The following is a 14,699-nucleotide window of genomic DNA, read 5'->3' on the forward strand; positions in this document are numbered from 1 at the left end:
GAGCGGTCTCAGGCGCCGGTGAGCCAGACGTAACCGGCGAATCGCCCGGTGCGCTGCTCACGGCGGTAGGAGTAGAGGTCCGCCGTCTCGATCGTGCAGCGGTCGTCGTGACGGACGTCGGCCACGCCGGCCAGGGCGAGCTGGGCCGCGATCCCGGCCCGGATGTCGAGCGCGGGCGTGCCGTGCCGGGTCCGCGACCAGGTCTCGGGCACGCGGGCGGCGACGCGCTCGCGCAGGTCTTCCGGGACCTCGTAGCACAGCCCGCAGGCCGACGGCCCGATCACGGCCACCATCCGCTCCGGCCGTGCGCCCCGCGCGGCCATCGCCTCGACCAGGGCGGGGACCACGCCCGCCTCCGTGCCCGGCCGTCCCGAGTGCGCGCCGCCGACCAGGCCGGCCACCGGATCGGCCACCAGCACGGGCGCGCAGTCGGCGACCAGGACCGCCAGGCCCAGCCCGGGACGGTCGGTGAACACCCCGTCCAGCGCGGGCGGTTCGTCCCCGAACGGTTGCTCCGCGTAGGCGACGTCGGTCCCGTGGACCTGACGCATGAAGACCACCCGGTCGAGCCCGAACTCCGCGGCCGTCTTCGCCCGGTTCTCGGCGACCGCCCCCGGGTCGTCCCCCACCGCCCCGCCGAGGTTGCGCGTGCCGTACGGCCCGGCGCTCACGCCGCCGTGCCGGTCGGTGAAGGCCATCCGTACCCGGTCGATCGCAATCACCCGATTAGCGTACGGCCTGGGAAAGGAGCGTGACATGCGCGCGGTTGTGTACGAGGAGTTCGGCGGGCGGGCCGAGGTGCGCGAGGTGGCGGACCCGGTGGCGCCGCCGGACGGCGTGGTGATCAGGGTCGAGGCGACCGGGGTGTGCCGCAGCGACTGGCACGGGTGGATGGGCCACGACGCGGACATCACGGTCCTGCCCCACGTCCCCGGGCACGAGCTGGCGGGTGTGGTGGACTCGGCCGGCCCGGGGGTGAGCCGCTGGCGGCCGGGCGACCGGGTGATGGTGCCGTTCATCTGCGCCTGCGGAAGCTGCCGCGAGTGCACGACCGGCAACCAGCAGGTGTGCGAGCGGCAGACCCAGCCCGGCTTCACCCACTGGGGATCGTTCGCCGAACTGGTGGCGATCGACCACGCCGACGTCAACCTCGTGCGGCTGCCGGACGGCATGGCGTTCGCCACCGCGGCGAGCCTGGGCTGCCGCTTCGCCACCGCGTTCCGCGCCGTCGTCGAGCAGGGGCGGGTCCGGGCGGGCCAGTGGCTCGCCGTCCACGGCTGCGGCGGGGTCGGACTGTCGGCCGTGATGATCGGCGCCGCCGTGGGGGCGCGGGTCGTCGCGGTGGACGTGTCCCCCGCCGCGCTCGACCTGGCCCGGCGGTTCGGCGCGGCCGAGTGCGTCCGGATCGGCGAGGAAGACTCTCCCGGGGAGTCGGCCGCGCGGGTCAGGGCGGCGGCCGGGGGCGGCGGCGCCGACGTCTCCCTCGACGCGCTGGGCGATCCCGCCACCTGCGCCGCGTCGATCGGCAGCCTGCGCAGGCGGGGCCGCCACGTGCAGGTGGGCCTGCTCCCCGGGCACACCACCCTGCCGCTGGGCCGGGTGATCGCGCACGAGCTGGAGATCGCGGGCAGCCACGGCATGGCCGCCCACGCCTATCCCCCGATGCTGGAGCTGATCGCGGCGGGCGTGCTCCGCCCCGACCTGCTGGTCACCCACACCATCGGCCTGGACGACGCGCCGGACGCGCTGACCCGGCCGGGCGCGCATCCGGGCGTCACCATGATCATCCCTGGCCCGTGAGCGACGCGTAGAGCTCGTGGGTCCGCTCGGCGATCCGCCGCCAGGAGAAGTGGTCGATCGCCCGCACCCGCCCGGCCTCGCCCATCGCGGCGGCCAGGCGCGGATCGCCGAGCAGCGCGTTCACCCGCTCGGCCAGCGCCGCGGCGAACGCCTCCGGGTCGCGCGGCTCGCCGTCCCCGCCCTGGTCGATCGGGACGAGCAGGCCCGTCTCGCCGTCGGCGACGACCTCGGGGATGCCTCCGGTCGCGGTCGCCACGACGGCGGTCTCGCACGCCATCGCCTCAAGGTTCACGATGCCCATCGGCTCGTACACCGAAGGGCACACGAACACGGTGGCGTGCGTGAGGATCTGGATCACCTCGGGCCTGGGCAGCATCTCGGAGATCCACACCACGCCCTTGCGGGAGGCCGACAGCTCGCGCACGAGCGCCGTGACCTCCTCGGCGATCTCCGGCGTGTCGGGCGCGCCCGCGCACAGCACGAGCTGCGCCGCCGGGTCGAACGACCGGGCCGCGTGGAGCAGGTGCACCAGGCCCTTCTGCCGGGTGATGCGCCCCACGAAGACGACGTACGGCACGGCCGGGTCGATGCCGTGCCTGACCAGGGCCTCGGTGCCCCGGGACGGCGCGTACTCCTCGGTGTCGATGCCGTTGTGGATCACGCGTACGCGCTCGGCGGGGACCTCCGGGTAGGCCGTGAGGACGTCGCGCCGCATGCCCTCGGACACCGCGATGATCGCGTCGGCCGCGTGGAGCGCGGTCCGCTCCGCCCACGACGAGAGCGTGTAGCCGCCGCCGAGCTGCTCGGCCTTCCACGGGCGCAGCGGCTCCAGGCTGTGCGTGGTCATCACGTGCGGCACGCCGTACAGCATCTTGGCGACGTGGCCGGCGAAGTTCGCGTACCAGGTGTGGCTGTGCACGACGTCGGCGCCCTCGCAGCCGGCCGCCATCTCGACGTCGACGCCGAGCACCTGCAGGGCGGCGTTCGCGCCGGACAGTCCCCCGGGGACCGGGTAGGCCCGCACACCGGGCTCCTCGCGAGGGGCACCGAAGCAGCGGACCCGCACGTCGGCCAGCCCGCGAAGCTCCCGCGCGAGGTACTCGACATGGACTCCGGCGCCGCCGTACACCTCGGGCGGATACTCACGGCTCAGCAGATCGACACGCATACGAGTGAGCTTAGAGTCCCTGATCCGCACTGTTTGCCGGTGTCCCTGGTGTTTGTTAGCCATTTCGCGGGTTAAGGTCCTGCCTATGAAGGTCCTGGCGATCGTGCTTGCGGGTGGAGAGGGCAAGCGGCTGATGCCGCTGACCGCGGACCGGGCCAAGCCCGCCGTGCCCTTCGGCGGCATCTACCGGCTCATCGACTTCGTTCTGTCGAACCTGGCGAACGCGCACTACTGGCAGATCGTGGTGCTGACGCAGTACAAGAACCACAGCCTGGACCGGCACATCTCCCGGACGTGGCGGCTGTCGTCGATGCTCGGCAACTACGTGACCCCGGTGCCCGCGCAGCAGCGGCTCGGGCCGCGCTGGTTCGCCGGATCGGCGGACGCGCTGTTCCAGAACCTCAACCTGATCTACGACGAGTTGCCCGATCATGTGATCGTCTTCGGCGCGGACCACATCTACCGGATGGATCCCCGCCAGATGGTCGACCAGCACATCGACTCGGGCGCGGACGTGACCGTCGCCGCGATCCGCCAGCCCCTCGAACTGGCCGACCAGTTCGGGGTCATCGAGGCGGACCCCTCGGGCCGCCGGATCGTCGCGTTCCGCGAGAAGCCGAAGGACGCGGTGGGCCTGCCCGACGCGCCCGACCAGATCTTCGCCTCGATGGGCAACTACGTCTTCAAGACCCAGTCCCTCATCGAGGCCCTGCGCGAGGACGCCCTCGACCCCAGCAGCAAGCACGACCTCGGCGGCAACATCATCCCGATGTTCGTCAAGAGCGGCGGCGCCGAGGTGTACGACTTCGCGGACAACGTGGTGCCCGGCTCCACCGAGCGCGACCGCGGCTACTGGCGCGACGTGGGGACGCTCGACGCCTACTACGAGGCCAACATGGACCTCATCTCGGTGCAGCCGGTCTTCAACCTCTACAACGACCGGTGGCCGATCTACACCGGCAACGATCCGCTGCCGCCGGCCAAGTTCGTGCACAACGAGGGCGACCGGGTGGGGCATGCGCTGGAGTCGCTCGTGTCGCCCGGGGTGATCGTGTCGGGCGGCACCGCGCTGCGCTCGATCCTGTCCCCCGGCGTGGTGCTGCACTCCCACTCGCACGTCGAGGACTCGGTGCTGATGGGCTCGGTCAAGATCGGCAGGGGCGCGATCGTCCGCAAGGCCATCATCGACAAGAACGTGGTCATCCCCGACGGCGCCAGGATCGGCTTCGACCTGGAGTACGACCGCCAGCGTTTCGCGGTGACCCGCAGCGGTGTGGTCGTGATCGGGAAGAACGAGATCGTCGACCGCTGAGCCGGCCCGCGTGTGAGCGGCTCAGCGGCCGTTGATCCGCCACATGGGCTCGACCACGGTCCACTGGGCCTCCCACACCCGGCGGGCCCTGCGCTGGTTGACCAGGCGGGTGCAGGTCACCAGCAGCGCGAGGATCGCGGCGGCGGCCAGCGGGACGCCCGTGCCGACGGTCAGCGCGGCGACCGCCGTGGTCTCCCGGTCCTGCGGCCTGGGCGTGATCACGCCTCTGCCGTCGGTCCAGATGCGCACGGTCTCACCCGCGTGCCTGCTGGGCGAGACCTCGATGACACCGGCCCTCACCGTGCCGTCGGGGGCCACCCAGGTGGCCTGGGCATGCCCGACCGCCGCTCCGGCCACCGACAACCGGGGCGTCGTCACGTCGCCCGTCAGGGTGGCGGCGACCTGATGTCGGCTGCGCATCTGCTGGGCCTCGGTCCGCAGGCCGTTGCCGTACTCGCGCATGCCGAGCATCACGCCGAACACGATCGCGGCCACGACTCCCAGCACGGCGGCAAGCCGGACCACCGCTTCGGCCCGGTCGCACCGGCGTCGAAGCGGATTCCTATCAAGCCCCAGCCATCGGGCGAACCTGGCGAATGGATTCTGCGACATCTCACACCTCACAGGGTCATTACCACTGCGAGTCCCGTTTATGCCTATTTTGCATCCCAAGAGAATCCAGGGGAACGCCCCTCCCGATATGCCCGGACACCTTCGGCCATTTCGCCGCTCTCCCTGGCCTCCCGCTGCCAGGCGCGCACCTCGGCCTCCCCGGCCCGGCCGTCGATGATCTGCTTGGCCGCCGCCAGCGTCAGCCGGGATCTGCCGGCCATCGTGGCCGCCAGGCCGTGGACGCGCCGGCGCAGGTCCTCCGGCGGGCACACCTCGTCGACGAGACCGGTGCGCAAGGCGTGATCTGCACTGATGAGCTCGGCCGAGAAGAGCAGGAGCTTCGCGGTGGCGGGCCCGGCGATCTCCGCGAGCCGCCGCGTGGAGCTGAGCGGGTAGACGATCCCGAGCTTGGCCGGGGTGACGCCGAAGCGGGCCCCGGCCGCCGCGACGCGCAGATCGCAGGCGAGCGCGAGCTGGCATCCGCCGCCGACGCAGTATCCCTCGATCATCGCGATCACAGGTTTGGGAAAGGTCATCAGTGCGCGCTCCGCGACAACAGTAAGACCGGTGTCATCGTCGTTATCGCCAAGCTCATGAATTTCCGAAATATCAGCACCGGAGCAGAAAGTTCCGCCGGCTCCGGTAAGGAGGAGGACGCGTACCTTCGGCTCGGCGGCGAGGTCCGCCAGGATGCCCGGCAGCGCCCGCCACATGGCGGCGGTCACGGCGTTGCGCTTGGCGGGCCGGTTGAGGGTGAGGGTGGCGACGTGCTCGTCGAGGGTCAGCTCGAACCCGTCGGTAACTTCCATCCATCGATTGTCCAGCTCGCCCGCCCGACTACTCCGGCAGGGTCCCGCCCCGAAGTGGCATAATCGCCGCGCAACGGGATGATCCCGTACGCATGACCCCCAAGGAGTCTCTGGGTGTTCGGGATCCTCCGGCCGTGTGCCCGCCACTCCTGCCCGTCCGTCCACGAGGCCTGGCGCGCGCACCTGTGCGGGCTCTGCCTGACGTTGCGGGACCGGCACGGACATCTGGCCCGCATGGCGACCAACTACGACGGCCTCATCCTGTCCGTCCTGACCGAGGCCCAGTCACAGGCCCAGTCACAGGCCCGGTCACGGGCCGGGGCCGGGCCGAACCGGCGGACCGCCGGGCCCTGCGCGCTGCGCGGCTTCCGGCCGGCGGAGGTGGTGCGGTCGGACGACCGGGGCGCCCGCCTGGCCGCCGTGGTCTCGCTGGCCCTCGCCTCGGGCAAGATCCGCGACCACGCGTCCGACGGCGACGGGATCGCGGCCCGGCGCGTGACCGGCGCCCCGATGCGCGCCACGGCCGCCGCCTGGGCCTCGGCCGCCCGGCGCGGCGCGGAGTCGATCGGCTTCGACACGGCCGTCCTGACCGAGGTCTCCGCCCGCCAGGCGCTGCTGGAGGCGTCCCCCGGGTGCGGGCTGCTCGACGTCACCGAGCCCACCGAGACCGCCGTGGCCGCGGCCTTCGCGCACACCGCCACGCTCGCGGGCCGGCCGGGCAACGCCGAGAGCCTGCGCGAGGCCGGCCGCTTCTTCGGCCGGATCGCGCACCTGATCGACGCGGTCGAGGACCTCGCCGAGGACCGGGCCCGCGGGGCGTACAACCCGCTGGACGCGACCGGCACCTCGCCCGCCGAGGCCCGGCGGGTGTGCGAGGAGGCGCTGCACGGGCTGCGCCTGGCCGTACGCGACCTCGACCTGGAGGAGCGGCACCTGGTCGAGGCGCTGCTGTGCGGCGAGACCCGCCGCGCCGTCGACCGGGCGTTCGGGCCGCGCGCCCACGGCGCCGCCTGCGCGGCGCACCGCATGCCGGCCGGGGACACCTCCCCCGCGCCCTTCGACGCCCCGCCCGGCGGGCCGCCGGAGGAGCCGTCGGGCGGGCGCCCGGGGATCGCGCTGACGGTGGTGGCCGGGATGACGACCTTCCTGACCTGCGGGCTCTACCGCCCGCCGTGGAGCGAGTATCGGCAGGAGCAGTGCATGGATCGCTGCTTCTGCAGCGGCTGCGACGGCTGCCCCGACTGCTCGGGATGCTGCGACTGCTGCTCGTCGTGCTCCGACTGCTCCGACTGCTGCTCGGGAGACGGCTGCTGCTGCGGGGACGGCTGCTGCTGCGACTGCGGCGCCTGACCGCCGGGCTCCCGACGCCGGGCTCCTGACGCCGGGGGCCCGGCGGCGCTCACGCGAGCGCGGTCCGGCCGTCCGTGCCCGGGAGCCGGTCGTAGGGGACCGCATGGCTCGTGCGGCCGCGGAATCCGGTGGTGGTCGTCGCGGTGAACAGGGAGTTGAGCAGCGCCTCCTCGACCGCGTCCATGACCGCGGCGAAGACGGGGTTCAGCGCCTCGTCGGGCAGGGGCGGGAGCCGCGGCGGCGCCGTCGTGAAGGCGATCGCGTAGTCGCCGCTGCCGTTGGAGTACGACGCGCCCACACGGCCCATCGCGAAGACCGCCCGGCGGGCGAGGCGGCCTAGCCGGCGTGCGTCGAGCGGCGCGTCGGTGGCCACCACGATCATGCAGGAGCCACCGGCCTGTTCGTGATGACGAGCCCCCGGGATGAGTTCGCCGACCGGCATCGGGACACCGCGGACGGTCAGCACGCCGCCGAAATTGGCCTGGACGAGCGCTCCGACCGTGACCGGAGCCCCGTCCACCACCTGCCGCCGGGAGGAGGTGCCGATGCCGGCCTTGAACCCCAGGGCCGTCGTCCCGGTGCCCGCCCCCACGCATCCCTCCCCGGGCAGCCCGCCGGACGCTCCCTCCAGCGCGTCGAGAACGTGCCGTTCGGCGACGGGGCGGCGCCGGATGTCGGACAGGAAGCCGTCGTTGGTCTCGCCCACCAGGGGATTGAAGGAGATGCCGTCCGGGCGGCGGCCCATCAGATAGGTGAGCAGCGCGTCGGCGGCCCGGAACACCGACAACGTGGCGGTCAGGACGACGGGTGACTCCAGCACGCCGAGTTCGTCGACCTGGGTCGAGCCGACCAGCTTGCCGTACCCGTTGCCGGCGTAGACGGCCGCGGGCAGGTTCCGCCGCCCGGCGGTCAGCTGCCGGGGGACGACGGCGGTGACCCCGGTGTGGAGATCGGCGCCGTCGTCGATCGTGGTGTGACCCACCAGGACCCCTTCGACATCGGTGATCGCGTTCAGCGGCCCGGTCGGCAACCCGCCGACGACGACGCCCAGCGAGCGCGCCCGTGCGCGCCCGTTCAGGTGGTTGTCCATGACGTTCCTCTTGTCGGTGTCACACCCCGCGGTACGCGGAGCGTTCGCGGGCCGGTCCGCCGGAGCGCCGGCCCCTTCGAAGATCGGCGATATCGTCGGCCTATGGGAAGATCGCGGCCCCCTTTCCGCCGGCTCACCCCCGCCGAGCGACGGCTCTGGGACGCCTACCCCACCGGCGGCTGGGTCGACCTGCGCCATGGCCGGGAGACGGACGCCTCCTCCGGCGGCGCGTGGGGCTCGAAAGGCTTGTGGGGCCGCTCCCGGGTGGTCCGGGCGGAGGTGATCTCCGCCCTGGTGCTCGACCGGGGCATCGGCGGATCGGGCCGGGTGCCGGGCGTCCGGCTCGCCGGAGCGCGGATCGTCGGCGATCTCAACCTGTCCGACGCCACGATCGAGGCGAAGGTCCACCTGCTCGACTGCCACATCGCCGGAACGGTCTCGCTCAACGACGCCAGGACCAGGGGCGTGCGGCTGCGGCGCTGCGACATCTTCCGCTTCCGGGCCAGCCGGGCCACGGTCGACGGGCTCCTCGACCTCGACGGATCGGTCGTCCGCGCGGGGGTGCGCCTGGACAACGCCCACGTGACCGGGCAGCTCCGGCTCTCCGGCACGCGGGTGGGCACCCCCGGTGAGGCGCCATACCGGGAACCGGGGGCGGACCCGCCGGAGGCGGGCTCCTGGAACGGGCCCGAGGGATCGGAGGAGCCGCGGACCTGGGAGTCGGTCGCGCTGTGGGCCGGCGGGCTCGTCGTGGACGGCAGCGCCTTCTTACGCGACATGCGGGCCACGGGCGGCCTGCGGCTGATCGGCGCCCGCTTCTCCAGCGGGCTCTACCTCCAGGGCGCCGTCGTCACCGCGGACGGCAGCCCCGCCGTGCACGCCGACCACCTGCAGGCCGCCGCGGCCGAGCTCGGCGCGGGTTTCACCGCCCACGGAACCGTACGGCTGCGCGGCGCGCGCATCGGCGGGGTCCTGTCGTTCCACGGGGCGGTGTTGCGGGCGCGGGGCCGGGTGCTGCACCTGAGCCACATGCAGGCGGACGAGCTCATCCTGCTGCCCGAGTCGATCGAGGGCGAGGTCAACCTCGGCTACTCCCGCTTCGGTGTGCTGTTCGACCGTCCGGAGAGCTACCCGGGCGACGTACGGCTCAACGGGCTGACGTACGAGTCGCTGCGCGGGCCCGCGACCTTGGCGGACCGGCTCTCCTGGCTGCGGCGCGACCCCGGAGGCTACCGCCCCCAGCCGTACGAGCAGCTGGCCGCCTACTGCCGGCGGATCGGGCACGAGCCTGACGCGCGCCGGGTGCTGCTGGCCAGGCAGCGGGCGCGGCGGCGGACGCTGCGGGTGCCCGGGCGGCTGTGGGGCCGGCTGCTCGACGGGCTCGTCGGCTACGGCTACCGGCCCTGGCTCGCCGGCCTGTGGGCCGCGCTGCTCCTCGCGACGGGTACGGCGATCTTCACGCAGTGGCCGCCGCACCAGATCGGGCTGGACGAGTCGCGCCACTTCAACGCCTTCGTCTACACGCTCGACCTGCTCGTGCCGGTGAGCGTGTTCGAGCAGCGGGGCGCCTGGGAGCCGGCCGGATTGACCCAGTGGCTGGCGAACGGCCTGATCGCCGCGGGCTGGATCCTCGCCACCGCGCTCATCGCCGGCGCGAGCAGGCTCCTGCGGCCGTCCAACGCCCCCTGACACCCGTCACCGGTCTGGCGGCCGGCGGGCAAGGGCGGATGCGACGCTCAGCGTGCGGGGGTCTCGACGCGCAGGCGCGGGAGGCTCTCGGGGTACTTCTCGCGGATGAACTTCACCAGGTGCTCGCGGATGTCGCAGCGCAGGTCGAAGGCGCTCGCCGAGTCGGCCGCGCTCATCAGGGCGCGCAGTTCGACCAGCCCCTCCGGGGTGATGTCGGTGACCTGGAGCGTCCAGTCCTTCTGGTCCCACAGCGGGTTCTCCCGCAGCGCCCGGTAGAGCTCGGTGCGCACCTCCTCGACCGGGATCGACCAGTCCACCCGGAGGTACACGCTGCCGAGGATGCGGCTCTCGTGGCGCGTCCAGTTCTCGAACGGATTGGTGGTGAAGTAGGACACGGGCAGGATGAGCCGCCGCTCGTCCCACAGGCGCAGCGCCACGTAGGTGAGGGTCAGCTCCTCGATGCGGCCCCACTCGTCCTCCACCACGACCACGTCGTCGAGCCGCAGCGCGTCGCTGAAGGCGAGCTGCAGCCCGGCCAGCATGTTGCCGAGCGTGGACTGGGCCGCGATGCCGCCCACCACGCCGGCGATCCCCGCGGAGGCGAGCAGTCCCGCGCCGAGCGCCCGCACCTGCGGGAAGGTGAACAGCATCGCCCCCAGCGCGAGCACCACGACGACCGCCGCCGACACCCGGCGCACCAGTGTGATCTGGGTGCGGATGCGCCGGGCGCGGCGGTTGCGCTCGCCCTCGACCCGCGTCAGCCGGTCGAGGACGACGTCGGTCACCGCGTACGCCGCCTGGATCATCAACCAGGTCACGCAGGCGATCAGCAGCAGCGCGAGCACGCGCTGGAAGCCGTTGGAGTCCGACCCGGGCATGTCGGGGTCGTAGGCCGCCTTGACGGTGCCCACCACGGCCGAGGCGAAGCCCGGCCAGGTGCACCTGCGCACGAACGGCCCGGCGAGCGCCCACCGCTCCCCTATCAGGCGCGATTTCAGCACCCGCCGGACCAGTTCCACCGCGACGATCGCGGCGGCCACGGCGATCGCCAAGGTCGCCCAGTTCCACGCTGCCGCTGTGACGGCGCCCCCTGTCGTCGTCATGGCGTTCCCTTTGCCCTTTACGGGAGCGCCGAAAACCGGATGAGTCAGAAGGCCTCGTCGAAACTGACGTCACCCTCGACGGCCACCTGGTAGGCCGAGACCCGGCGCTCGAAGAAGTTCGCCAGCTCCTGCACGTCCTGGAACTCCATGAACGGGAAGGGGTTGTCCGTGCCGTATCGCGCGGGCAGGCCGAGCCGGGTGAGCCTGCGGTCGGCGACGTACTCCAGGTAGCGCCGCATGTTGCCGGCGCTCATGACGCCGTGCCCGTCGCCGCACAGATCGCGGGCGAAGGCGAGCTCGGCGGCGACCGCCTCCTCCATCATCCGCGTCACCTGGGCCCCCAGGTCGTCGTCGAAGAGGTCCGGCTCCTCGCGGCGTACGGTGTCCACCACCTCGAAGGCGAACTCCATGTGCATCGACTCGTCGCGGAACACCCAGTTGGTGCCGGTCGCGAGGCCGCCGAGCAGCCCGCGCGAGCGGAACCAGTAGACGTACGCGAAGGCGCCGTAGAAGAACAGCCCCTCGATGCAGGCGGCGAAGCAGACGAGGTTGAGCAGGAAGGCCCGCTGGTCCTCCCGGGTCTCCAGCCGGTTCAGCTCGCTGATGGAGTCGATCCAGCGGAAGCAGAACTCGGCCTTGGCGCGGATCGACGGGATGTGCTCGACGGCGGCGAACGCCTTCACCCGCTCGTCGTGGTCGGGCAGGTAGGTGTCCAGCAGGGTCAGGTAGAACTGGACGTGCACCGCCTCCTCGAACAGCTGCCTGCTGAGGTAAAGGCGCGCCTCGGGGGCGTTCACGTGCTGGTAGAGGTTCAGCACCAGGTTGTTGGCCACGATCGAGTCGCCGGTGGCGAAGAACGCCACGAGCCGGTTGATCAGGTGCCGTTCCCCCTCGTCGAGGGTCGCGAGGTCGGCGAGATCGGAGGCGAGATCGACCTCCTCGACCGTCCAGGTGTTCCTGATCGCCGCGCGGTACCTCTCGTAGAACCCCGGGTAGCGCATCGGGCGCAGAGTCAGGTCCATACCGGGGTCGAGCAGCATCGTTCTCATTGGCATGCCTCGCAGATCTCCGGGTTCTCAAGGGAGCAGGCGACCGCCTCGGCGGGGGTGACGGCCGGCACGGTGGTCTGGGCGATCCGCGTCGCCGGACGGGAGCGCAGATAGTAGGTGGTCTTCAGGCCCGACCGCCAGGCGTAGGCGTACATCGAGGAGAGCTTGCCGATGGTGGGGGCGGCCATGAAGAGGTTGAGCGACTGCGACTGGTCGACGTACGGCTGCCGCGCGGCGGCCAGGTCGACGAGCGCCTTCTGCGGCAGCTCCCAGGCGGTGCGGTAGAGCGTCTTGAGCTCGTCCGGGACGGCGGCGATCTCCTGGATCGAGCCGTCGTTGAGTTTGATCGCGTCGCGCATCGGCTTGGTCCACAGGCCGAGAGCCTGAAGGTCCCGCACGAGATACCGGTTGACCTGGAGGAACTCCCCCGACAGCGTCTCACGCTTGAAGACGTTGGACACCTGCGGCTCGACGCACTCGTAGCAGCCCGCGATCGAGGCGATCGTGGCCGTCGGCGCGATCGCCACGAGCAGGGAGTTGCGCAGCCCGGTCCGCGCGATCCTGGCCCGCAGCGCGGCCCACTCCTCGGGATGCGCCGGGGCGCACGGGTAGTGGTCGAGGTGCAGGACGCCGTCCGCCGCCCGCGTCTCCTCGTAGGCGGGGTGGCGCCCGCGTTCGGCGGCCAGGTCGGCCGAGGTGCCGTACGCCGCGAGCGCGATCTCCTCGGCGATGCGGGTCGACAGCGCCAGCGCCTCCGGCGAGTCGAACGGCAGGCGCAGCGCGAAGAACACGTCGGCGAGGCCCATGACGCCGAGCCCCACGGGCCGCCACTTCCGGTTCGCCGCCTCCGCCTCGGGCGTCGGGTAGAAGCCGAGGTCGATCGTCCGGTCCAGGAACCGTACGGCGGTGCGGACGGTGGCGCGCAGCCCGCCGAAGTCGACGGCGTCGCCCTCGGGGGTCAGGTGCGCGGCGAGGTTGACCGAGCCGAGGTTGCAGACGGCGGTCTCGCCGTCGCTGGTGACCTCCAGGATCTCGGTGCACAGGTTGGACAGGTGGATGACGTTGCCGGGCCGCGCGGTCTGGTTGGAGGCCCGGTTGGCGGCGTCCTTGAACGTCATCCAGCCGTTGCCCGTCTGGGCGAGGGTGCGCATCATCCGGGCGTACAGGGCGCGGGCCGGCACCTGCCGGACGTATCGCCCGGCGGCCTCCAGCTCGCGATAGCGGGCGTCGAACGCCTCGCCCCACAGGTCGGTCAGCTCGGGGGCCTCCTTGGGGTCGAACAGCGACCACGTGCCGTCCGCCTCGACGCGGCGCATGAACTCGTCGGGCACCCAGTTGGCCAGGTTGAGGTTGTGCGTGCGGCGCGACTCCTCGCCCGTGTTGTCGCGAAGCTCCAGGAACTCCTCGATGTCGGCGTGCCAGGTCTCCAGGTAGACGCAGGCCGCGCCCTTGCGCCTGCCGCCCTGGTTGACGGCCGCCACCGACGCGTCGAGCGTGCGCAGCCAGGGGACGATGCCGTTGGACAGGCCGTTGGTGCCCCGGATCAGCGATCCGCGCGAGCGCACCCGCGTCCAGGCGATGCCGATGCCGCCGGAGTACTTCGACAGCCGCGCCACCTGGCCGTACCGCTCGTAGATGCTCTCCAGCTCGTCGCGGGGCGAGTCGAGCAGGAAGCACGACGACAGCTGCGGCCGGCGCGCGCCCGAGTTGAACAGCGTCGGAGAGCTGGGCAGGTAGGCCAGTGTGGACATCAGGCCGTACAGCTCGGCCGCCTCGGCCACCGTGGCAGACAGGCCGCAGGCGACGCGCAGCAGGAAGTGCTGCGGGCGTTCGAGCACGCGCCGGGTGACCGGGTGGCGCAGCAGGTAGCGGTCGTAGACCGTGCGCAGCCCGAAGTACTCGAACCGGTCGTCGGCCGCCGGGTCGATCAGCGCGTCGAGCGCCTCGGCCTCGCCGGCCACGAACGCGGCGACGGCGTCGCCCAGCAGCCCGGCGGCGTGGGCGGCGGCGACCGACTCCGAGAAGGTGCGCACCCCCTCGGCCGCCGTCTCCTCCGCGATCAGCCCGCTCAGCAGCCGGGCCGCCCGGCGTGAGTTCTCCGGGTCGGCGATGACCCCGGCCGCCGCCTCCTCGATCGCCTGCCGGACGGCCGCCGCGTCCCACGCGTCGTCCGCGCGGGCCTCGGCCTGCCGCAGGGCGCCGCCGGCGGGGACGGAGCCGTGCGGGGCGTCGGGTCCGCGGTCTCCCGCCGGAGCCCGCGGCCCGCCGCGCTCACGTGAAGCGGGGTCCGCGGACGCGGAGGCCGGGTCGGTGATGGTCATCAGATGCCCTCTCCTCGTCGTTCCGTGTCCCGGCCGGACCTGAGGGGAGGCATGCCGCGGCGCACGCGCACGAGAGGGAACCGTGCCGTGACGTTGCGGCGAGCCCGCCCTCGGGGCCCGGCGCGGGGCGCGCGCCCATGCGCGCGCGTCACTGGCAGGTCTTCGGACTCGCGGGCGTCCGGACGGGCTCGCGCCCACCGGTCCTACTGGCCGTCGCTTCCCGGGCGCGCTCGCGCCCAGTGCTGACAAACACAGTGCTCAAGGCACGGTGCTCACGGCGGTCGTTCCCGCTCACCGCTGCGGGGCAGTCCCGGATTCGCACCGGGTTCCCTCTTGCCTCACCTGGGGTGAACCAGCAACGCGATGGATCCTACATCTTGTGGCCCTTCCCGCAAG

12 protein-coding genes and 1 riboswitch are annotated in these 14,699 nt (G+C 72.5%); of the genes, 4 read left to right on the plus strand and 8 right to left on the minus strand.

The features are described from left to right. Positions 1-8: 8 nt before the first annotated feature. Complete coding sequence (pgeF, locus tag FH610_RS15960) at positions 9-698, minus strand: peptidoglycan editing factor PgeF (protein ID WP_139575352.1); 690 nt, start codon at positions 696-698, stop codon at positions 9-11. A 58-nt stretch (positions 699-756) separates the two neighbouring features. Between pgeF and FH610_RS15965 the strand changes: the two genes are divergently transcribed. Next, positions 757-1,800 (plus strand): zinc-dependent alcohol dehydrogenase family protein, encoded by a 1,044-nt coding sequence (locus FH610_RS15965; protein ID WP_139575200.1) that lies wholly within the window; start codon positions 757-759, stop codon positions 1,798-1,800. On the opposite strand, the gene glgA is transcribed toward FH610_RS15965, so the two are convergent. Then, positions 1,784-2,968, minus strand: coding sequence for a glycogen synthase (gene glgA, locus FH610_RS15970; protein WP_139575201.1), 1,185 nt, complete (start codon positions 2,966-2,968; stop codon positions 1,784-1,786). The genes FH610_RS15965 and glgA overlap by 17 nt on opposite strands. Before the next feature lie 4 nt (positions 2,969-2,972). Between glgA and glgC the strand changes: the two genes are divergently transcribed. Next, positions 2,973-4,280, plus strand: coding sequence for a glucose-1-phosphate adenylyltransferase (glgC, locus tag FH610_RS15975; RefSeq protein WP_276607674.1), 1,308 nt, complete (start codon positions 2,973-2,975; stop codon positions 4,278-4,280). 21 nt (positions 4,281-4,301) lie between these two features. Here the strand turns inward: glgC and FH610_RS15980 are convergent, their stop codons facing one another. Both FH610_RS15980 and FH610_RS15985 read right to left on the minus strand, forming a co-directional pair. Then, on the minus strand, positions 4,302-4,892 hold the full coding sequence (locus FH610_RS15980; RefSeq protein WP_139575202.1) for an Rv1733c family protein: 591 nt from the start codon (positions 4,890-4,892) through the stop codon (positions 4,302-4,304). A gap of 44 nt (positions 4,893-4,936) precedes the next feature. Continuing rightward, complete coding sequence (locus FH610_RS15985) at positions 4,937-5,701, minus strand: enoyl-CoA hydratase/isomerase family protein (RefSeq protein WP_139575203.1); 765 nt, start codon at positions 5,699-5,701, stop codon at positions 4,937-4,939. Positions 5,702-5,815: 114 nt separating this feature from the next. Here FH610_RS15985 and FH610_RS15990 point away from each other — a divergent pair, with 114 nt between their 5' ends. Continuing rightward, on the plus strand, positions 5,816-7,051 hold the full coding sequence (locus FH610_RS15990; protein ID WP_139575204.1) for a DUF5685 family protein: 1,236 nt from the start codon (positions 5,816-5,818) through the stop codon (positions 7,049-7,051). Between the two features lie 49 nt (positions 7,052-7,100). Here the strand turns inward: FH610_RS15990 and FH610_RS15995 are convergent, their stop codons facing one another. Beyond that, positions 7,101-8,141 carry a P1 family peptidase gene (locus tag FH610_RS15995; protein ID WP_139575205.1) on the minus strand — a complete coding sequence of 347 codons (1,041 nt, stop codon included), beginning with the start codon at positions 8,139-8,141 and terminating at the stop codon, positions 7,101-7,103. Between the two features lie 102 nt (positions 8,142-8,243). Between FH610_RS15995 and FH610_RS16000 the strand changes: the two genes are divergently transcribed. After that, positions 8,244-9,830 (plus strand): oxidoreductase, encoded by a 1,587-nt coding sequence (locus FH610_RS16000; protein ID WP_139575206.1) that lies wholly within the window; start codon positions 8,244-8,246, stop codon positions 9,828-9,830. 47 nt (positions 9,831-9,877) lie between these two features. On the opposite strand, the gene FH610_RS16005 is transcribed toward FH610_RS16000, so the two are convergent. Genes FH610_RS16005 through FH610_RS16015 form a run of 3 tightly spaced genes read right to left on the minus strand, consistent with a single transcriptional unit; the run spans position 9,878 to position 14,303 of the window. Continuing rightward, positions 9,878-10,933 (minus strand): mechanosensitive ion channel family protein, encoded by a 1,056-nt coding sequence (locus FH610_RS16005; protein WP_139575207.1) that lies wholly within the window; start codon positions 10,931-10,933, stop codon positions 9,878-9,880. 44 nt (positions 10,934-10,977) lie between these two features. Beyond that, positions 10,978-11,982 carry a ribonucleotide-diphosphate reductase subunit beta gene (locus FH610_RS16010; RefSeq protein ID WP_240808993.1) on the minus strand — a complete coding sequence of 335 codons (1,005 nt, stop codon included), beginning with the start codon at positions 11,980-11,982 and terminating at the stop codon, positions 10,978-10,980. After that, positions 11,979-14,303 (minus strand): ribonucleoside-diphosphate reductase subunit alpha, encoded by a 2,325-nt coding sequence (locus FH610_RS16015; RefSeq protein ID WP_139575208.1) that lies wholly within the window; start codon positions 14,301-14,303, stop codon positions 11,979-11,981. The genes FH610_RS16010 and FH610_RS16015 overlap by 4 nt, the downstream gene beginning before the upstream one ends. 136 nt (positions 14,304-14,439) lie before the next feature. Then, positions 14,440-14,675, minus strand: a riboswitch (cobalamin riboswitch). Between the last annotated feature and the right edge of the window lie 24 nt (positions 14,676-14,699).

Source organism: Microbispora catharanthi (genome assembly GCF_006334915.2).
Taxonomy (GTDB): domain Bacteria; phylum Actinomycetota; class Actinomycetes; order Streptosporangiales; family Streptosporangiaceae; genus Microbispora; species Microbispora catharanthi.